Below are 22,228 nucleotides of genomic sequence, written 5' to 3' on the forward strand. Positions count from 1 at the left end.
TAAGCAATTTTTCGGCTGAATCGCTGTTTTACTTCTATGCTGCTCATACTTCTAAAATCGAATCTCGCTTATAAATTGGTTCAGGTAGTACTGATGAGCGGAATAAAATTCATTTTTGCCCCGCCTCTGTCGATTGAATCAGGCTTAAATTATTTTCAAACTATTGGCGCTACTACTGCCGGAGGTATTGCAGGCATTTTCTTTTTTTATCATTTGAGTGGTGGAATTATCAGGCTATACCGCATCATTCGTCCTAAAGTGAAAGCACTATTTATTGTGCCGGAAGCGACTCATGAAAATCAGCAAAAGCATACTAATAAAAGAAAGAAAATTTTTACATGGAAAAATAAACTCATCGTAAAAATCAGAAGCAAATACGGAATGGCCGGAATTGTTATACTCACACCAATACTGCTTTCAATACCTATTGGCGCCTTTTTGGCAAATAAATACTATTCGAGAAATAAAAACATTTTGCTGTACCTGTCGGCATCCATTATTTTCTGGTCGTTCAGTATTTCTACAATCTACTTTTTCACATTTTAGGACGACTGAAAACGCTCCAGTTCAAGATTCAGATTTTCCCAATCACGCAGCTCCTCTTCGAGTTGCTTTTTAAGTTTCTGATAGTTACCGTAAAACTCCGGGTCGTTGATAATCTCTTTGTACTTTGCAGGATCAACTAAAGCTTCATCAATACTTTTCACCTGCTGCTCCAGCTTCTCAACGGTTTCTTCAATTTTCGAGATTCTATTCTTTATTTTACGCAATTCTTTGTCCGACTCACGCTTCTTTTCATACTGATTGCGACTATCGGAAGGGCGCGCTTCGCTGTTTGCCAGCTTTTGTGCTTTTGCAACCTGCTCAAGTTGTTTAAGGGAATCGATGCGTCGCGCATCCAAAAAATCATAAATATCACCCGGAAACTGTCGTATGGTTTGATTCCTAAATTCAAAAACCTTATTGGTTAGCCCTTGCAGAAAATCACGGTCGTGACTCACAATAAGCAATGTACCGTCAAATTTAAGCAGGGCACTTTTCAAAATATCTTTCGACTGCATGTCGAGATGATTTGTGGGTTCATCAAGCACCAGCAAATTGACCGGAAACAGCAACATTTTAGCAAGCGCCAGTCTTGACTTTTCGCCACCCGAAAGCACCTTAACTTTTTTATCGATGGTATCGCCGCCAAAAAGGAAACTCCCGAGCAGACCGCGTGTTTTGGTACGCATTTCACCGGTAGCAACATGATCGAGGGTTTCAAACACCGTGAGGTCACCATCGAGCAAATCGGCCTGATTCTGCGCATAGTAACCGATAGTAACATTCTGACCAAGTTTAATTTTTCCGGTATATTCGAGCTCATTGATAATTACTTTGGCCATAGTGGTTTTGCCTTCGCCGTTTCGTCCCACAAAAGCAATGCGTTCGCCCCTGGTAACAGTGTAAGCCAAATCTTTCAGCACAAGTCGTTCACCATAACTTTTACAAATATCCTGCACTTCGAGCACAATCTTCCCGGAATGTGGTGCCGGCGGGAATCTGAACTTTATGGAAGAAGTATCAAAATCGTCGATTTCTATCTTATCAATTTTATCGAGCATTTTCAGCCGTGACTGAACCTGACGGGCTTTGGTTGCCTTATAGCGAAATCGGTTTACAAATCGCTCTATCTGCTCTATCTGTTTTTGCTGGTTGTTGTAAGAAGCCATTTGCTGCTCCATACGTTCTTCGCGCAGCAACACATAATCTGAATAACAAGCTTTGTAATCGTATATTTTGCCGAAAGAAATTTCAACGGTACGGTTGGTAACATTATCCAGGAAAGCCCGGTCGTGAGATACAATAATAGCTGCGCCGCTGTATGTTTCCAGAAAACCCTCCAGCCACTGAATAGATTCAATATCAAGATGGTTTGTAGGCTCATCGAGCATCATCAAATCAGGACGGCTCAATAAAATTTTTGCAAGTTCTACACGCATCTGCCATCCACCGCTGAATTCCGACATAGACCTGTCAAAATCCTCCTTCTCAAACCCAAGACCAAGCAGTACTTTTTCGGTTTCGGCTTCAATTGTATTGCCTCCAAGCAGGTTTATCCGCTCGTTAGCACGGTTTAGTTTATCAATAATATTAAGATAACTTTCCGAGTGATAATCTTCCCGGCTGGTTATTTGTTCGGAGTATTCGTTAATCTTTTTCTTAAGCTTCAGCACTTCATCAAAAGCAGTCATGGCTTCGCGGTACACAGAGCGCTTGCTGTTGGTAATGATTTCCTGAGGCAGATAACCAACCGTACTCCCTGACGGAAACGCGATGCTGCCTTTTTCGGGTTCGAGTTTTCCGGCAATAATATTGAGCAGTGTGGTTTTTCCCACACCATTTTTCCCGACAAGCCCAATCCGGTCACGGTCATTAATAATAAAAGAGATATTATCGAAAATGAATTCGCCCGTAAAGTGCACGGAAAGTTGGTTTACAGAAATCATGATATCGTAAGAAGGTTATTCAGGTAAATTGAATCAGCCGCAAAAGTAACAAAAAAAGCCGTCATCCAGTGATGGCGGCTTTTTTGCTTTTTCTCCGGCAACAGATTGCAGGAGTTTGCAGTAAGTTAATTATTCAACAACAATCTTATGACTAAGGTTTTCGCTGCCATTATTCACAACGAGATAATATGTTCCTTGGCTAAGGTTGCTTGTATTCACATCAATTTTTTTAGAGTCAACGCCCGGATATGATTCTGTGATAACCAGTTTTCCATTCATATCATACATTGAGATGTTGATATCCACTGTTTTTGGTGAATTCACGTTTACGTAAACATGTTCAGTAGCAGGATTCGGATAAACTTCAATGCCTTCGAGCAAATGATTTTCAACAAGGCCTGAACCTGATGCAGTGTGTAAGCTGATGTCATCAATTAAAACATTGGTTGATTCGCCGCTGGTGAAACTGGCATAGAATACCAATGAATCACTTGTTCCCAGGTACGGGGTCATGGACACATCAATTTTAGTATAGGTACCATATAAGGTAGTATCAGCATTGGTTGCCTGAAAAAGCTTGTGAGTACCATACCATACTTCAAAAGTATCAAGAGCAGCAGTAGCTCCGATGGGAATCATGAGATAGAAACTTAAATTAGCAACTGTACCGGAAGGAATGGTAACCAGCTGTGATAATTCGCCTTCTTCAACAGCGGCAACGCCACCGAACCAAGCATACCAAGAGCCGCTGTGAGGAGCACAGGGACCGCCACAGTTACCGCAATTCGCATCGCAAAGAGGTGTACCGAAATTTGTTGAATATTCGTGCCATGCAGTGCTGGGTGAGCCCACTTCAAAACTTGAGTCAGCAACGATGTTCTGAGCATTAGCAGCAACTGCAAATAATGCAGCAATAATAAAAAGAGTAATTTTTCTCATACAGTAATAGGTTTTAGGTTTTAGGCTGTAAAAGTACTGTTTTTTATAAATACAGTCAGCTATTTTAATATAAAAAAAAGGCCGGGAAAGCCCGACCTTTTTTTATTCAGATTCACGATTTTAGTTAACCATGAATTTGGAAATCATTCTTCCGTTTTCGGTTTCACATTTTATAAAATATAAACCGGAATTAAATTCAGAAGTATTGAGGATGTAATTTCTGGAATCCATAGCACCATCAAAAACAACAGCACCAAGAGCATTGGTAACAGTTATTCTGCGGATATTTTCGCCAGCGGTTACATTCAGAATATCCTTAGCAGGATTCGGGAAGATATTGATTGCAGGAGCAGCATTTTCGCTGATATCCGACAAGTCAACAGTAAGGTTGATATCGTCTACGGAAAGTATCCACTCGTCAGCGGCGCTGGTGCAATGGAAACCAACATAATAAACACCATCAGAAGGAACTGTGAATGTAGAAACCGACTCGGTGTATGTTATCGCAGTAATACTGGGAACACTAACAATAGCTGTTGACATTGCAGCAGGATCCTGAGTAGTTCCGAATTTCACTTCAACACTTTCGGGGAAACTAGCTGATTGTGCTTTGTAGAAGAATGAAAGCTTATAGGTTTTTCCGGCTTCAAAATCGATGCAGGAAGAAATGAACCAATCGTTTGCAGCGGCTGCTGAGTTGTATGAATACTGCAGGCAATACGGGCCGGTGTTACCACCTGTTGTAGCAAGACCCCATGTATAACCATCATTGTTCACGTCAAAAATATTGGCACCGGTAAGGTCTTCGCCGGGTTCAAAACCAACTGAATAAGGAATTGATTTCGGGGTAATATTAGAAACGGTTAATGTAGCAGTATCATCTATAGCAATGGTATCGCCGGTAAGGCTTGTATAAGCAACAATGTTATGGTTACCCAATGCAGAGAAATCGCCCGGTGTTGCAAAAGTAATTGTCTGAGTTGCGCCCGGAGCAATAGCAGTAGTAACAGTAAATGTAACTGCAGTGCCACCGTCAAGTTCGTAAGCAACATCAAAGTTATTTGCTGTATCAGCGCCGAAATTCATAACAACGGCTTCAACAGTTTCGCTTCCAAGGCTACAGCTGCTTGTAGGTGCGGTAATAGATAAAACACCAACATTCTGTGAAGGAAGAACAGGTGAATACGGAATAGCAAGAGCAACAATCTCGGCTTTATTCAAAAACGGACCGATAAGTGTGTTGGTGCCATCGTTTACATCAACGATTCTCATTTCGCCCTGCTGTGTAGTATTGTTATATGCAGCCATATACAGAACGTTGTTGTTGCGATCGAAATCCATACCCTGAATAAAATTGGCATCAAAACCAATAGCACCAATTTCAGTAGCGGCAGCGGTTGCTTTGTCGATGGAGTAAAGTTTGTCATCTGTAACATTCACGGCAAACAAATTGCCAGCGGCATCACAGGCCAGATTGATAAAAACTCCGGCGGCACTTGTTCCAACAAGAGTAACAGCACCGGTTGCAAGGTTTACTGTATAAAGCTGTGCATTTACATTATCAGTACCTACACCATACATTTTATTGGTGGTGAAGTCATAGGCCATTCCAAGAATAGCTGCTCCCATGTTGCCAATAACAGTGCGCGCACCGGTAAGGGTATCAATGGTAATAAAAGTGTTGTCTGTTGCAACGGCACCATACCATTTATTATAAGGTCCCCATGTGCCGCCATAAAGATAATTTTGTGCTGACTGGTCGGCGAGGATGTTTACAGTACCCGGAGCCTGAAGATACGTAACGGCAGGTCCCATAACGGAGGTAATGGGATCGTAAGCAACATAACAGAAAGCTTTGATAAGGTTCTGAACACTTATGGGCTGTGATAATGTGTCGTTGGCGGGAACTGAATCCTGTGCCAGTACAGCTTCGATGCTGATGGTATAGTTGCCAAGAGCAGCTGTCCATGAATCGAAGGTAACCTGCTGTGAAGCGCCCGGTGCCAGATTGACAACCTGCTTGGTTGATGTATAACCACCGGTGATATTCATGGTAACATCAAATGAAGTGGCAAGTGTACCGTTATTTGTAAATGTTGCAAGTGGAGCAACCGGACCAACGCCAACAACAGGAGGCATATCAATAGAAGTTGCTTCTACATCCCAAATATTTTTAACAGTAGCAAAAATAGTATCATTCACATAATTTGAATCACCTGCCATTGCAGTATAAAGCATAAAATCATAAACATGACCCGGCATTGAAAGGTCGGCGGTTGTAGTGAATGTGTAAATATAATCAGCACCACCGTCAACAGAGTCGGAGATTGTTTCGGTAACCGGAGTTCCGCCATCAATAACATAGCTTACAGGTACACAACATCTTCTCAGCGTATCAAAATTATGAATTTTAATTTTTACAGAATCAGCATTGGTAAGGCTGTCGCTGCTCAAAGGGTGAATAAGCTGAGTCATACCAAAATCATAAGGATGATATGTAGTTGAAGCAAGTTCCAGACCCCAGATTGAGAGATTCTGAACAACGCCGATTAACGATGAAGTGCCCTGAACAACATTGTTTGCAATGCATAATCCGCCGGCAATATCGCTGCCCAGTGTGATACCGGTGATAAGCGGAGCTACATCGAAGGTAGTACCGGTTGGTGTGCCTGTTGCGAGATCAATTTGTGCCAGTGTATTTGCATTTGCACCGCCTTGTTCGAGCAGCCAGAGGTAAGGACCACCCGGAGTGTATGTATCAACGGCTGAGCCATAAACATTCGTCTGTGCATGTGTAGCAGCAAGAATAGTACTGGTAATAGTACCGGTTTTGCTCACCAGCCAGATATCGGTTGCCCAGTTACCGCAATAGAAACCATCGCTGATAGGATCATAAGCGATGTGACGGCACTGAACTGCAGCAGGAGCTGTAATGGTTGAAACCAGCGTATGCGCAGTAAAATTCATCTGATAGATGGCATTGGTTGTTGCAGAGCCATAGAAATACTGACCGTCATAAGCAAGGTCACGAACACCGGTTACACCGGCAATGCTGAAACTATCGACCAGTGCACCAGACATATCGAATCTGTAGAACTGGTTACCGCTCCATTTGGTAACATAAAAATACTGACCATCGGTTTCAATACCAGCAGTACCGACCGGGCCTGCAATGTTATACTGAAACTGAAGATCAAACAATGCTTTCATGCCACCGGGTGTTGCAAAATTGCCCATTGTTGGCGACATATCAACAATTTTCTGTGTCATATGAGCAGTGCCCAACGACGCATTTACGTTCTTTACTTTTGTGCCCTGCGCAAACCCAAGAGAGGTAATAAGCGCACCAACCAGACACAATTGTACTAATTTGGTAATGATTTTCATGATTTTAGGTTTTATGGATACTAATTGTCTTCTCAGAGGCAAATTTACTACTATTTAACATAAATAAAAGTATAATTAGGTATAAATTACTTTTTATTGCCGAACAGAAGAATACAAGGGCTTGACATAAAAAATCAACTGCTAAAATGCATTTAAAATATGATTAACTTTGCAGCGTTTATGAAGTAATGCGTATGAGCGATAAAAAGGAGAATATAATTTCAGACAGTGGAGCCAATGCTACTGAAAAATTCATAGATATCGATGAAATTATAAGGAGTAAGAATCCGCGTCTGGCAAAATTTCTTCCGCGTTTTATAGTCAATTATATCAAGCGGATTATCTGTCAGGATTTCATCAATGATTTTATTGACCGTAACAAGACCAAGGTAGGATTAGATTTTGTGGAAGCCATTGTTCAGGAATTCACGAAGGAAGTGAAAGTTATCGGTCGCGAAAATATTCCGGCTGAGGGCCGTGGCATCATTGTTTCAAATCATCCGCTTGGCGGACTTGATGGAATTGCATTATTGCATGAAGCGGGCAAAGTACGTAAAGAAATTGTGTTTCCGGTGAATGATATATTAATGAATCTGAAGAACCTTGCTCCTCTTTTCATCCCTATCAATAAACACGGCAGCAATTCAGAAAATATCCGCATCATTGAAGATACTTTTGCATCAGACAAGATGATGGTTTATTTTCCTGCCGGACTTGTTTCGCGCAAGCAAAAAGGTGTTATTAAAGATCTTGACTGGAAAAAAACCGTGATTGCCAAAGCACGAAAACACAAACGCGATATTATTCCGGCACTTATTGACGGACAAAATTCATCCTTCTTTTACAATTTTGCGAACTTCAGGAAAAAAAGCGGCATCAAGCAAAATATTGAAATGATTTATTTGCCGGGCGAAATGATGAAACAAAAAATAAAGTCCGTAAACATCATTTTTGGCAAACCTGTTCCATGGACATTATTCGACAAACGTTTCAATGACACCGAATGGGCATCGAAACTTAAAGATTACGTTTACTCATTGCGCGAAAATCCAACATCTCAATTTCCATACTAAAAACTACTGAACATGGAAAATATTATCCCGCCGGTTGACAAGGCGCTTTTGGAAAAAGAATTAAACGATTCAAGGTTTGTGCGCCGCACCAATAAAGGGCATAACGAAATTTATATTGTTACCCATCATAATTCGCCCAATGTGATGCGCGAAATAGCGCGCTTGCGCGAAGTTACCTTTCGCAGAGCCGGTGGTGGCACGGGCAAATCAATGGATATCGACCATTTTGACACCCGCGAAAACCCGAGCAAACAACTTATTGTATGGGAGCCGCGCAATCTTGAAATTATTGGCGGATACCGTTTCACCAATGTTGGGCAGGCACCCAAATTACCCGATGGTTCACCTGATTGCGCCACATCAAAACTCTTTCGCCTCAGCGAACGCTTTACCCGCGATTTTGCGCCTTACACTATTGAATTAGGTCGTTCATTTGTGCAGCCCGATTATCAGCCCATGGTAAATGGCCGCAAAGGACTTTTTTCTCTGGATAATCTTTGGGACGGCCTCGGGGCGCTGATTGTAGAGAACCCGGAAATCAAGTACTTTTTTGGTAAGATGACCATGTATCCTCATTTTAACAGACAGGCGCGTGACATCATCCTTTACTTTCTGTATAAATATTTTCCGGATAAGGATAATCTGGGCACTCCCATCAGAGCCGTGGAAATGGAAACGGATATGGAGAAACTGGAAAAGATATTCAACGGCGGAAACTACGGAGCTGATTATAAGCTGCTCATTCATACCCTGCGTGAGTACAATGAAGCGATACCGCCATTGATAAATGCTTACATGAATTTAACCGCCACCATGCGGATATTTGGAACAGCGATTAACGATGGTTTTGGGCTTGTAGAAGAAACAGGATTGCTTGTTACAATTGGCGATATTTATGAAACCAAAAAAGAACGTCATCTGGTTACTTACCAAAAAGATTCAACACGAGAATAGCCGGTAACCGGAGCGTTCCAATATTTATGCTACTAATACGACAGGATATTTTATGAACATCAGAACAGCAAAGTATATTTTAAGCAGTACGGATTTCAAAAAATGTCCGCCACCCAAACTTCCGGAATATGCCTTTATAGGGCGAAGCAACGTAGGTAAATCGTCGCTGATAAATATGCTCACCAATGTAAAAGGTCTTGCAAAAACATCAGGAACGCCGGGAAAAACGCAGCTTATCAACCATTTCATCATCAACGACGAGTGGTATCTGGTTGACCTTCCGGGCATCGGTTATGCAAAGAAATCGAAAAAGCTCAGCAGTGGATGGAGCCAGATGATTACCGACTATCTGGGATTAAGACCGAGCCTTGTATGTACTTTTTATCTGGTTGACTGCCGCATCGAGCCGCAGGAAATAGACCTTTCATTTATAGAATGGCTGGGTGAGAATCAGGTACCGTTTGTAATTGTTTTTACGAAAGCAGATAAATTAAAACCACTCGAACTAAGCCGTAAAATAACAACTTATAAAACCAGACTGCTTACCGAATGGGAAGAACTTCCGCCTATTTTTGTTTCTTCTGCCACCGAGAAAAAGGCAAAAGAAGATATCCTGAAATATATTGAGGATACAAATCAACTTTTCAGACAATAATAAACCGCTGCATTCCAATCGAATCGGGATTCCCGAAAAGCAGTTTATTGCCGTATAGGTAAATAAACCTGCAATTATTTTGTAATTTTACATATTATTTATATTTTTGCGTTGAATGGTCAGAGACAAACGTTTTCTGACCACGAACGCTATTTTTATACTATTATATTTCAGCGACTTACATTCAACAAAATGTATAGTATAGTTACAGCGTAAATAGCGTATCCATTAATTTATTATTTAAAACAATGTGTTTACCTCCCAAATCAAAGCAGCCATTAACACTTAAATAACGGAATTTATGAAAAATACTGAACACACTCCACGCCTTAAAAAAATCGTTTTAAGCGCTTTGCTCATCTCATTTATTTTAACTGTCAATCCGGCAAAAGCTCAATCGTCGCTGAGTAAAGGATGGAGCAGTTTCGGTATCAATGACCTTGATGATGCCCGAACAGAATTCAAAGAAGCCACCGCTGATCCGGGTTCGGCCGCAGAGGCACACTTGGGCCTGGCGCTGGTGGCATCATATTTTGCCGATGATAAAACGTCATTCACAGAATTTGTAAATTTCTATAACCTGTCTACCGATCCGTATCCCTATACATATGCGTTATGGAATACTTTTGTAGATATTGGCCTCAGCTCTGCAAATCCCGCAAAAGAAAAATTCATTAAACAAGTGGCCGAGAATCCAAAAATAGAAGGCACAATCAGGGCCATGGCACATTCAACTTTGGGGTGGTACTATCGCAACATCCGCAAATTCAAAGAATCGCAGGCCGAATTCGATAAAATGGGTGCAATAACAAAGTGGCAGGCTACCGGAAGTTTTGAAAACATGTCGGGTTGCGGATTTGACAAGTCTTATGACCCGATTCTTTTCCCCAATGAAGACAAGGTTTTCAAGAATAAGTACAATGCTGAAATTCGATGGTTCGACTTACCAAAAGTTCGTCAGGATAATTGGGTTGACCTCACGGACTACTTCTTTGCGGATGACGCCATAGTTTTTGCTCAGACCTTTCTTCAATGCGCTTCAGATAAGGAAGTACAATTACGTATAGGAACATCGGGGTCAGTAAAAGCATGGCTCAATGACCAGCTTGTAATTTCCGAAGTGGAAGAACGCAATAACGATGTGGACACTTACATTGTGAAGCTAAAATTGAATAAAGGCAATAACCGCCTGCTGCTTCAGATTGGCGCAAGCGATATTCAACGCTTTAATTTCATGGTAAGGATAACAGATGACAGCGGAAATCCAATTCCTGATATCAAAGCCGACACTCGCGACAAAAATTATAAATCGCTTGAAACAAAAGTGGAAAAAGTTGAGAATTTTGCGGAAAGCTATTTCAAAGATTATGTTCAGAAGCAACCCAACAGCTTACTTGGGCAATTGCTGCTCTCGGTGACCTATCTGCACAGTGAAAAGACGTATGAGGCGCGCAAGGTACTGTTGAAGGCAAAGGAAATTGCTCCAAAGTGCAGTTATGTTTTGTATAAGCTCATCAGTGTTTATGATTCCGAAAAAGACTATACCGATGTATCATCCGCGCTGGAATGGCTTAAAGCAAATGACCCGGAGAGCTACCTGTCGCTGTTACTGCTATATCAAGAGCAAATAGACAAGGAAAATTATATCAAAGCGAGTGAATACCTTGATAAGCTGGAGAAAATTGCAGGCGAAGACGAAACCACGCTTCAAAAACGGATAGAGCTTACGGCACTAAAAAATGAGCAGGAAAACCTCACAAAAATGATTGACGAGGCTTACAAGAAATTTCCCAATAATTACACTTTTGTCGACTTCAAGCATTCCATTTTAAAATCACAAAAAAATTATAAAGCAGGGATTCCTCTTTTGAAGAAGTATCTGAAAACACATTACCGCAATGATGTAATGGAAGAGCTTGCCGGTGATTATTTTAATTCAGGGATGGTTCAGGAAGGTGTGAATATATACTCAACACTGGTGCAGATGAATCCCTCAAATTCAAACTATACCCGGATAATGGGCAATATTTATTTTAGTCTGCAAATATATACCGAGGCCGAAAAGTGGTATAAAAAAACACTTGAATTCATGCCTTTTGCCGGATCGCGATGGGCTGATTTAGCCAAAGTATATGAGAATAAAGCCCAAACGGAAGACGCCGTTGATGCCTATGAGAAATCAATAGAATTCATGCCCAACGGTTATGAGAATCGCAAGAACCTGAGAAAAATCAAAGGTGATAAAGAAGTATTCGATTATTTTGAAAAAACAGATGCGGAAGCTATCTATAAAAATGCACCTGACGCAAATGCATGGCCCGAAGACAACAGTCTGATACTGCTGAACAGTAAAGAAAAAGTGGTGTACGCCGAAGGAACGTCAGAAGAAAGACATATTTTAATTGTAAAAGTTTTTAACAGCGATGGCGTTGATTCATGGAAGACTTACAACATAGGCAAAACCAACATGCAGCGTTTAATTATTGAAAAAGTTGAAGTAATGAAAGCCAATGGTGGTAAGGTGCAAGCTGAGACCAATGAAACGCAGGTTGTATTTACCTCCCTCGAACCGGGAGATGCTATTCACATTGAATACAAGATTGAGAATTACCTGACCGGCAAGCTGTACCCCTATTTTTACGATTATCACCGGTTCTCTTGCGGGTCGCCTATCCTTGACTCTAAATTCAGCCTGCTCATTGCACCAAAGATAAAATTCGAAACACGCTTTTCGAATAAAGAGATACCAAGCACATTTAAAGCGCTCACTGAATTCAACCTTTACACCTGGGAAAGCAAGAACAGCCCATCTATAAAGTATGAAGATAAAATGCCGGAGTTTTCGGATGTCGCAGATATATTATACGTTTCGTCGTTCCCCGACTGGAACTTTGTTTCAAACTGGTATTATGATATTTCATCCACAAAGGCAAAATCAGATTTTGAAGTAAAAGAAACCGTAAGCAAATTATTTGAAGGCAAAGAGTCCCTGTCCAAACTCGAAAAAGTAAAAGAAATCTATAACTATATTGTGAACAATATCCGCTATAGTTCAGTATCTTTCAGGCAGAGCGGACTCGTCCCGCAAAAAGCGTCAACGGTACTAAATACCAAGATTGGCGATTGTAAGGATGTGTCAACGTTATTCGTTGCTATGTGCCGCGAAATAGATGTGCCTGCCGGAGTGATGCTTGTTGATACACGCGACAACGGTGAAAAAGATTTGCTGCTGCCATCCATAGATTTCAATCATTGCATAGCTCGCGCCACCATCGACGGCAAAAATTATTATCTTGAACTCACATCAGATTACATGCCTTTTGGCACAGTTGCATACTACCTGAACAATGCTCTTGCCCTTGATATTGTGAGCGAAAAGGATAGAACGAACGTAAAACTTGAACCGTTTAAATCTGAATCTCGTGCGCAAAATATTGTTTCCAGGATTACCAAAATCACCATCGACGGAAACGATCTTAACATCTCTAAAGTAAACTATAAGACCGGAACCTGGGCCGCAAGCATACGCTCTACGTATCGTGACCTTGGCAAAAAAGAGCAGGAAAAAAATCTGCTTGAAGCACTAACCGGTGAATACCCTAATGTGCAGCTGAACTCTTTTGAGTTTAAAAATCTCAAGAGCAACAAAGACACTGTTGAATACAGCTATGATTATACCGGTTCCAACGCGTTGATGCAGGTAACCGGACTTTCGCTGTTTACATTGCCATGGGGTTCCAAGACGAACGCAAAGGATTTTATCTTCAATAAAAAACGAGAATATCCATATGACCTCTATCAGGCTGCTTTTGGTGATTCTGACGTTGAGACGATAACTATTACAATCCCGGCAGGACGCTATCTTGCAGAAACCCCAAAGACAATCAAATATTCTTGTTTTGCAGCCGACTATACGCTAACCTTTGCTGTTGTAAAAAATACGGTTAAAGCTACCAGAGAGCTCAAATATAAGACTGACAAGATTCCACTTGACAAGATAAATGAATTTGCAGATTTCTACAAGAAAGTGGTGAGCGCTGACGGGAAACAGATAGCTATAAAATAGAAGGACCAACAGCTATTCTTTCACCGGATATTTGTCGTCGAAGTAAAGCCAGAACATCGGTTTATAGCCCTTCACTTCACTGCTGTCGGTGTACATTGTAATAGCAGGGCACAAGCCCACTACTTTCTTTTCAAAGGTCAGTGCTTTCTCGTCGAGGTACCATTCTTCAAGAAACGTAATACGGTGCACATCGCGACGGTCAAAATTCTCAACAATCACTGAGTCATATTCATCGTAAGGTGGGTTTGGCCGGGTGAGGCGAACGGTATCACGACGGTTGCCGATGGCTTTTACTTCCGACACGGTAAGCGGCTTATTGTCGTAATCGTAGGCTTTGATTTTTCCACTGTAAGCCATCTCAAAAATCCAGTTCACCAGCTTTTCACGTTTGGCGCCTTCCATATTTTCTTTCCACCAGTCGCCTTCATCACCATAGGGACTTTTAATAAAAACGGGATACTGAATACGCTCAGTTAGTACCGTTTTATTGTCACTTTTCTTTTCACCACCGCATGAGCACAGCATTATTGCAGGCAGCAGTACACTTACTAAAATCAAAATTTTATTATTCATATTCAGCGGGTGTTAAATTATTCCATTGCCATTTGAAAACATTTTATGAATCACATCTTCGTATTTTTTAACGACGTAATTTCGTTTCAATTTTAAAGTCGGTGTAAGCTCGCCGGTAAACGTTGACCATTCGTTGTCCATCACTTCATAGCGTTTTATCTGTTCAGTCTCACCGAATGAGCCGTTGTAATAATCCACGACACGTTGAAATTTCTTCTTAACCAACGGATGCGTAATCATCTCGGTATTGGTAGTATATTCAATACCTTTGTTATCGCACCAGGCTTTCAAGTCACTGAAATCGGGCACAATAAGTGCTGCCGCGAATTTCTCGTTTTCGCCCAGCACTATAATATTATCAATGAGTGTCGACTCTTTGAATTTATCTTCGATTTGCCCGGGATTGATGTATTTTCCAAACGATGTTTTAAAAATCTCTTTTTTTCTTCCTGTCAGTTTCAGATTTCCCTGAGGAGTAACAATACCGATATCGCCGGTATGGAACCAACCCTCGTTATCAATAATGCTGCGAGTGAGTTCCTCGTCTTTGTAATAGCCAAGCATAATATTCGGTCCTTTACAAAGCACCTCTCCATCGGGAGCAATTTTCACTTCAACACCGGGCAAAATGGGTCCGACGGTACCAAAGTAATCTGCTTTTTTTGCAAAATTGCCGACAGCGATTACCGGCGAGGTTTCTGTTAATCCGTATCCTTCGAGTACCGGAATTTTAGCCGCCCAGAAAATCCGTGACAGCCTGGGCTGTAGTGCCGCGCCGCCCGAAACAATTACTTTGATATTATTACCCAGCGCCTCGCGCCATTTTTTAAATACAAGCATATTCGCAATTCCCAACTGAAAGCCGTACCACCAACCGTTCTTACCATTTGGCTCATAGCGCAACCCAAGGTCAACAGCCCAGAAAAACAATTTCCTTTTTACCTTCGGCAGCTTTCTGCCTTTATTGATAATGCGGTCGAAAATCTTCTCCAGCAATCGCGGAACTGTAGCCAATATATCGGCATGAATTTCTTTAATATTATCGGCAATGGTACCCATATTTTCCGCATAATAAACAGAAATGCCCAGGTACTGATACATGTAGTTTAACATGCGTTCATAAATGTGGCAGAGCGGCAAATAGCTGAGCGCTTTCCCTTCAGAACCGACGGGCGGAATAGGTGAAACAGCTAAAAAATTACTGATGATATTCGCGTGCGAAAGCATCACTCCTTTTGGTATTCCGGTTGTTCCCGAAGTATAAATCATGGTGGCAACATCATGCGTGCCAATGCTATCCTTTATCTGCTCCAGCTTGTCTTTTACCTGATTTTGCCAACCTAAGCGTATCAACTCATTCAGGTGTTTGAACCCATGTAGATTTTTAAATGTGTAGATATCTTTAAGCGTTGGAATTCCGGGCAGAATATTTTCAATTTTCCGAAACATATCTTCGCCCGCAACGAAAACATAGGTAACCTCAGCGTGAGTAAGAATATATTTATAATCTGCTTCGCTGATAGTCGGGTACACCGGAACGTGTATCGCGCCCACCTGCTGAATGCCCATATCAAGGAAATTCCATTCGGGTCGGTTATAGGTAATTGTAGCTATTTTATCACCCTTGCGAACACCGAGTGCCAGAAGCCCGTAACTGATATAATTCGAAATTTCAACGTATGACCGGGTGCTGTAACGTATCCACTCACCATCTTCCTTTCCGGCAAAAACATCTTCTTTGGGGAAATTTTTAAGATAACGCGGCAGCAGATCAAAAATTCGTGTGATATTATCCTCCATAGTATTGAAATGCTTTTTTATTAAATATCACTCAAAGTTAATGCTTTTAAACTTGAGATTCCTAAATTCCATTTTTAAAAAAGTTATGATTATTTGCCTGAGCTACAGGCGTTATCAAAATGTCATTCACATTAACATGCGCAGGCAAATTGGCGATATAAAGAATAATTCCGGCAATATCATGAGCATGCAAAGGTTCATAACCGGCATAAATTTTTTGGGCAGCAACCGCATCGCCGTTCAGGCGTACCAGGGCGAACTCCGTTTCAACAGCGCCCGGAGCAACCTGCGTAACTTTTATACCGAAAGGAACGAAATCAATGCGCATTGCCTGAGTAAGCCCATCAACAGCATGCTTTGTGGCGCAGTAAACATTGCCACGGGCATATACTTCCCTGCCGGCAATGGAACCGAGGTTAATAATGTGTCCGCGTCGTCTAGCAATCATTCCGGGAGCAATAAGTCGGGTTACATACAAAAGTCCTTTGATGTTGGTGTCAATCATACGTTCCCAGTCATCAATTTCGCCTTCGTGCAACAAGTTCAATCCGGCGGCAAGACCGGCATTATTTATAAGAACATCCACTTCTTTCCACGAATCCGGGACATTTTCAATAGCATCGCGGGTTTCGGCAAGAGAAGAAATATCAAAAACAAGAGGCAGTATATCAATTCCAAATTCATTCCTTAGCTGAGTTGCCAATGTTTCAAGCCGGTCTTTACGACGGCCGCATATAATCAGGCGATTTCCGTCAGCCGCGAAATTCCGCGCTGTAGCTTCTCCAATTCCACTCGTAGCGCCTGTGATAAAAACTGTTCTCATGATTGTGTATTTATTTCTTTAATCCTATGTTGCACACTAAACCGAAATTAATATTAAAACCGGGCATTGAAATATTTCCGTAATCAAAATACTCCGTATTAAAAATATTGTTTGCATCCACTTTAAATTCAATTGGATTCAAATTCCATTTAAGTCCGGCATCAGCCAGAAACACAGGCTTCCATGAAGATTCCAGTCCTGAAGGAAAAGAAATATAAGAACCTTCGCGGGAATAATATCGCCCGCCAAGTGCCACGCTCAGATCTTTCATCAGCCGAATGTTCGCCGTAATTCCAAGGTTATGACGCAGGTAATCCAAAACGTAATATGAAATAAAATCCCCGCTATTTTTATTCATATCAAGATAGGAATATGAAGCATGAAGCCGTTCCACCAAACAATTCTCATCACATATTTTATCAAAATCAAAATCCAACGACGCTTCAACACCCCAGGTATTGATGCGAGTGAGGTTTTCAGTATGCCATATTTTTTCGCCCGGCGTTTGTATCCAATCTATAAGGTTAAAGCTATAACGATAGAATACGGATGCATGCGCCTTTATCAACTTTTCAGCGTATTTGACGCCCGTTTCGCACGACCACGATTCTTCGGGTTTAAGCTCGCTATTGCCAATATTTACAGGCCCTTTATAATACAATTCAGTAAATGACGGGAGTCGAAGTGATTTATTAACCGAAGCATAAACACGCGAATTTTTTCCTACCCGTAAACTCAAATCAATTCCCGGATAGTAGTTGTATCCAAAGGCATCACTCCAATATAAAAGGACTCCTAAAGATGCCGAAAAGCGATGAATGCTGAGGTCGTGCCCAATAAAAATGTCAACATTTTTTCGTGCATCACTACGATTAAAAAAGCCTTTTGATTCCTGAGGTACGCTGAGTGTATCATCAAGCAAAACGCCTAAAACATTACTGAAAATATGTTCATAGGAATACTCTAATCCAACACTGCTGATGCCTGCCCGCGATTGGTACGAAAGATTAAGTCCGGCATCAATAACATCAGACATATGATAATTATGATTGCGATACCATGATGGCGCTTCATTACGAAACAATTCAAAGCGGTCGTGATGACGGCGCCACGACACTTTAGGCTCAATCTTGAATCGTTTACCATATGAAAAATCAATGCTGCCCATTTCTGTTCGGGTAGCTTCATATTGATCGGGATATTTGGGGCTGTAAAATCCGCGTGCGCCAAATTCCTTATTCATCCAGCCCGCCGAAACACCTAATTTTCCATTATTCACGGCAATGTCACCACGATAATAGGCTTTGGCTGTTGCATAATCAGTATTCGCAATAAATCCATCACTGCTGTTACCCGAAAGACTGATATAATGATTTGATTTTCCTATGCTGAAAGATGAAGCAATCGTTCCCAGCAGCGTTTCGAAACTCCCATAAGACAAGTCAGTATGAATATTGGGTCCGGCACTATGACCGGTAATGATATTGATAACACCGGCAAAGGCATTGGGTCCGAAAATCCGGCTACCCGAACCCTGTAATATCTCAATTCGTTCAATATCGGCAAGGTCAACCGGGATATCAAGTTTGTGATGTCCTGTTTGCGGATCATTCATACTGACGCCATTCAGAAGCACCAAAACCTGTTCAAAGGAGCTGCCGCGAATGCTGATATCTGCCTGCACATCGCCGGTACCACGCTTACGAATATCCGCGTTCAGCGCATATTTTAATAAATCATTGAGATTGCTGACCGGCATGGTCTCAATTTCTTTGCGGGTAATAACTTCCACCACCCTTGAAGCGCCCGACCATACAATGGAAGCACGACCGGCCTGAACTTCAACGCCACTGATATCAATGGTATCTGACTGGGCAAACACGTTCACCCATGAGCTTATAAAAAGCAGGATTGCAAAAAAAGTTTTATTCACCATCATCTCTCAAGAATCGTTCAAAAAATGGAAAGCGTCTTAAAAAACGTTCCTTATCAAATATCAGGAATAGCGCAATAATCAGAAAGGGAAGCGCCGGCACTTTATATCTTACAATGGCGCCAATTACAGGTGTAATAAGACCGGTAAGTGCCAACGTAAAAAGCGCGAAAATCAAAGCAAAGCTCAGTATTCCCTTATTGACCGGTCTGAAATTTGCATAGATAAGGCAAACAACAGCAATAAAAATAATCATAATATTTTCAGCACCGGCAAGCAGAAATAAGGGCGAACCCGATTCAAAAATAAAGGGCCTGAACAGCACATTAAAAAATGCCTGAGGTGTATTCTTGAGCAAACTTATCCACGAATATTCGAGCGGCGCCATTCCAATGATACTGCCTGATTTTACTTCATTGGCAAGATTAATGAAATCGTGCTGTTTCTGAACTGCAATTGTAACAAAATCAAATTGTGGCAACAGATAATGCAGGTTTAATCCGGCTACCGCAGCAATCAAAAGCACTCCGCCATATTTCAACAGCGCGTGACGGTATGAAGTTTTAACACACCAAACATGCGCAATAAGCAGTGGAAAAAGTGTTGCCACCACATAGAATTTAACGTAAAGCAGAAGTATTGTAGACGCAAATAGCCAGAGAAAACTTTTGATACGCTCCTTACCGCGCACAAGGCAATCAGTATAATAAATCAGCATACCCATACCAAAAATCAGGATTCCTTCTTTAAGAACACCGGAGCCCCAAAAAAGAACTGATGGGAGTAAAAAAACAGCGAAAAACAGTTCTCTCCGGCGGTCGCGCATAAAGGGCACAAAAAATTTATACAAGGCTACTAAACCGGTAAGAGAAAGAAAGCACATGAAAACCGTATGGACATTATAATAACCCAGGGAAAACACGCGCATCAGGGCATTTACACGAATAATTGTGTGACTGTCGTTGTATATATTACTCTCAAAAACCCTGAACCAGTTATTCATCTGATGATAATACTGATTAAAATATGGCGTATCGTTTCCAATGCCGGTAATCATTTGAAAGAAGTCGCGTGGTTTTGTGAAAAGAGTATCATACATCACTTTACTGTCGTCAAAATACTTGAAAATATCGGCAGTATTGCGGTCGGTGTAATAATGACTGTAGATAATGTAAAGAACTACACCGGCGATTACTTTTATCAGAAATACAACCGAAACGGCCCTGGGAGAAAAACCGTCGATCTGAAAAAACTTCAATTTGTATATCAAAAAGATAAAAAGTATACAATATAATATTGCTAGTATAATCTCCACAGTCGTATTTTTTCGGCACAAAGATAATGAAATTAAAAAATACGCTGTTTGAGCACATCCCGTTATGCAATTAATAAAAAGCCCTCCTTCTTTTAGTGCAATATTTCTACCTTTGCGATAATCTGAAGAAGCGAATAATGAAAAAAAATAAGACAATAGTCAACCCAACAAAAGATTTGCCGACACTGACATCCGAAGAAACGGAACTGGTAAAGTCATTACTTCATCGTGAGCCCAATTCCGCCGAAACATGCGTGTATGCCACATTGTGGCAAGAGTGTATTTCCTTTAAAAATTCTATTTACCATGTTAAAAGATTCCCGGTCGAAGGACCTCAGACGTTGATAAGGCCGGGAAATAAAAGCACCGGTTTTATTGACCTTGGCGAAGGACTTGCAAGCACGGTGAGCATCAGAACTACAGATAAAATCCCATATGCAACGAATGCTTATTCGGGATTCTGGATAAACGGAGCAAAAGAAATTCTACAAATCCGCAGGTTGAGATTAGGCACAATAAAATCCAAATCCGCACAGGCGCAGCTAAAAAATTGCATTGACATCAATGGGGAAACTAATGAGTTTCATGCTGATTACGAATTTCAATTTGATCAGTTCCATGAGCGTATACCCATGCAAAACGTGCTGTCGGTGGGGCTTGCGCGCGCCAACAACGTGCTGACCAACATTGCTCATGGTGTTGGCAATTCTCTGTATTTTGCCTATACCTCCGACGATGTTTCAAAATTGAAGAGTGCAATCAACGAGATAATTAAAACCGGAGCCGCCACCGGCATCATGTCAGTAAACGATGGCGGCATTATTCATACAGCCGCAATTATGGCAGCAAACGGAAGCTGTGGTATAAGCATTCACACAGAGAAAATTTCCGACTTCCAGACAGAAACAGATGCTATTGAACGGCTTATTAACAAACAAAATGAGGCAGTGTTGCTTGTTTGCGAAAAAGACCGTGAAACTGAAATTGAACTGCTATTTAAATTCTGGGAATTGAATTATGCTCAAATCGGTCAGCTGTGTTCGGGAGAGCAACTCACAATTTACACACATGGGAAAGAGATTGTGAATATCCCGGCGGTATCAATAGTTGCAGGGCGTGGCGCCCCCGTTTACCGGAAAGAATCCAAAGAACCCGAATACCATCTGAAATCGCGCAAATTTAATATTGATTCCGTTCCCCAGCCCGGCGATCTCAGACCGGTTGTCAGGTTGTTGTTGGGACATCCTGATATTTGTTCGCATCTGAATCAGGAGCTCCCGCATACTGTTAATCCGGCATCAGACACCGTTCACTATCAAATCCCCGATTCGGGAAAAACACTTATAGCAAGCCTTTGCTGCAATCCACGTTATGTTTATACCGATCCGCGCATTGGAACAGAAATCACAGTTGCAGAAGCAGCAAGAAGAATTGTATGCAGGGGTGGCCAACCGCAGGCTATTGCCTGCAGCCTGAACTTTGGAGATATTCAGGACGCTGCAAAATTCTGGCAATATGTGCAATCAACCAAAGGGTTGAATAATGCCTGTCGTAAATTCAACCTTGTAGTTAATGAAAGTAAGGTTAACTTTTGCAGCTCAGCAGAAACGGAGACAGAATTACAACCGGTTTTTCCAGAAGCCGTGATTGGTATGATGGGAATAATTGACGATAAATCGGGCAGACTTGAGGCCGGTTTTAAAAATAAAGGCGACGTAATTTTCTTAATAGGCGAATCGAGAAACGATATAAATTCTTCGCAATACCTAAATACCTTCCACAGAGTAATTTTATCACCTCCGCCCTATTTCAATCCCGATAAGGAATTCATTTTGCAGCATCATGTGCACAGCCTGATCCAAAGTCGTTTAATCAATTCCGCACAGAGTATTTCTACAGGCGGCTTATTCACTGCACTTGTAAAAAGCGGATTTCAGCGCGACCTCGGTTTTGATATTACAACCGATTCCGAGATTCGCGAAGATGCATTTCTGTTTGGAGAAGCACAGAGCCGCGTAGCCGTAACAGTTGATGCCGACAATGAATCGGACTTCATTGATTATATGTTCAACGCGAAGATTCAGGCAACACTGCTGGGTCATGTTACCAAAGGTGCCGTAAGGGTTGACGACATTTCATTCGGGACAATCAAAGACATGAAAGATGCATGGCACCGAACATTTGAAATGAATTCGGAAGCCTCAGGGAAATTATAGAAATC

At 41.5% G+C, this 22,228-nt stretch carries 14 protein-coding genes; 6 read left to right on the forward strand and 8 right to left on the reverse strand.

Annotated features, from left to right (window positions below; translation table 11 throughout):
- Positions 1-36 precede the first annotated feature (36 nt).
- Positions 37-546, forward strand: coding sequence for a hypothetical protein (locus WCM76_04015; protein MEI6764782.1), 510 nt, complete (start codon positions 37-39; stop codon positions 544-546).
- Here WCM76_04015 and WCM76_04020 read toward each other — a convergent pair.
- The 3 genes from WCM76_04020 to WCM76_04030 form a co-directional block, all read right to left on the reverse strand.
- Positions 543-2,489: an ABC-F family ATP-binding cassette domain-containing protein gene (locus WCM76_04020; GenBank protein MEI6764783.1), complete on the reverse strand. Its 1,947-nt coding sequence runs from the start codon at positions 2,487-2,489 to the stop codon at positions 543-545. The two genes, WCM76_04015 and WCM76_04020, sit on opposite strands and share 4 nt — an antisense overlap.
- A gap of 129 nt (positions 2,490-2,618) precedes the next feature.
- On the reverse strand, positions 2,619-3,428 hold the full coding sequence (locus WCM76_04025) for a T9SS type A sorting domain-containing protein (GenBank protein ID MEI6764784.1): 810 nt from the start codon (positions 3,426-3,428) through the stop codon (positions 2,619-2,621).
- 120 nt (positions 3,429-3,548) lie between these two features.
- Positions 3,549-6,815 (reverse strand): T9SS type A sorting domain-containing protein, encoded by a 3,267-nt coding sequence (locus WCM76_04030; protein MEI6764785.1) that lies wholly within the window; start codon positions 6,813-6,815, stop codon positions 3,549-3,551.
- A 194-nt stretch (positions 6,816-7,009) separates the two neighbouring features.
- Between WCM76_04030 and WCM76_04035 the strand changes: the two genes are divergently transcribed.
- The 4 genes from WCM76_04035 (at position 7,010) to WCM76_04050 (ending at position 13,563) form a co-directional block, all read left to right on the forward strand.
- On the forward strand, positions 7,010-7,888 hold the full coding sequence (locus WCM76_04035) for a 1-acyl-sn-glycerol-3-phosphate acyltransferase (GenBank protein ID MEI6764786.1): 879 nt from the start codon (positions 7,010-7,012) through the stop codon (positions 7,886-7,888).
- Between the two features lie 12 nt (positions 7,889-7,900).
- Positions 7,901-8,842 (forward strand): GNAT family N-acetyltransferase, encoded by a 942-nt coding sequence (locus tag WCM76_04040; protein ID MEI6764787.1) that lies wholly within the window; start codon positions 7,901-7,903, stop codon positions 8,840-8,842.
- 52 nt (positions 8,843-8,894) lie between these two features.
- Positions 8,895-9,497 carry a ribosome biogenesis GTP-binding protein YihA/YsxC gene (gene yihA, locus WCM76_04045; GenBank protein ID MEI6764788.1) on the forward strand — a complete coding sequence of 201 codons (603 nt, stop codon included), beginning with the start codon at positions 8,895-8,897 and terminating at the stop codon, positions 9,495-9,497.
- Between the two features lie 301 nt (positions 9,498-9,798).
- Positions 9,799-13,563, forward strand: a complete 3,765-nt coding sequence (locus WCM76_04050; GenBank protein MEI6764789.1) for a transglutaminase domain-containing protein — start codon at positions 9,799-9,801, stop codon at positions 13,561-13,563.
- Between the two features lie 12 nt (positions 13,564-13,575).
- Here the strand turns inward: WCM76_04050 and WCM76_04055 are convergent, their stop codons facing one another.
- The 5 genes from WCM76_04055 to WCM76_04075 form a co-directional block, all read right to left on the reverse strand.
- Positions 13,576-14,136, reverse strand: coding sequence for a hypothetical protein (locus WCM76_04055; GenBank protein ID MEI6764790.1), 561 nt, complete (start codon positions 14,134-14,136; stop codon positions 13,576-13,578).
- Between the two features lie 12 nt (positions 14,137-14,148).
- A complete protein-coding gene (locus WCM76_04060) occupies positions 14,149-15,936 on the reverse strand; it encodes a long-chain fatty acid--CoA ligase (GenBank protein ID MEI6764791.1) in 1,788 nt (595 codons plus the stop codon).
- A 61-nt stretch (positions 15,937-15,997) separates the two neighbouring features.
- Positions 15,998-16,759, reverse strand: a complete 762-nt coding sequence (locus WCM76_04065; protein MEI6764792.1) for an SDR family NAD(P)-dependent oxidoreductase — start codon at positions 16,757-16,759, stop codon at positions 15,998-16,000.
- A gap of 10 nt (positions 16,760-16,769) precedes the next feature.
- Entirely contained in the window at positions 16,770-18,698 is a 1,929-nt protein-coding gene (locus WCM76_04070; GenBank protein MEI6764793.1) for a TonB-dependent receptor, read from the reverse strand.
- Positions 18,685-19,950, reverse strand: coding sequence for a hypothetical protein (locus WCM76_04075; protein ID MEI6764794.1), 1,266 nt, complete (start codon positions 19,948-19,950; stop codon positions 18,685-18,687). Before WCM76_04075 ends, WCM76_04070 begins: the two co-directional genes overlap by 14 nt.
- A 194-nt stretch (positions 19,951-20,144) precedes the next feature.
- On the opposite strand from WCM76_04075, the gene WCM76_04080 reads away from it, so the two are divergent.
- Positions 20,145-22,223 carry an AIR synthase-related protein gene (locus tag WCM76_04080; protein ID MEI6764795.1) on the forward strand — a complete coding sequence of 693 codons (2,079 nt, stop codon included), beginning with the start codon at positions 20,145-20,147 and terminating at the stop codon, positions 22,221-22,223.
- Positions 22,224-22,228: the final 5 nt, after the last annotated feature.

It is taken from the genome of Bacteroidota bacterium, from assembly GCA_037133915.1.
In the GTDB taxonomy this organism is placed as follows: Bacteria; Bacteroidota; Bacteroidia; order Bacteroidales; family CAIWKO01; genus JBAXND01.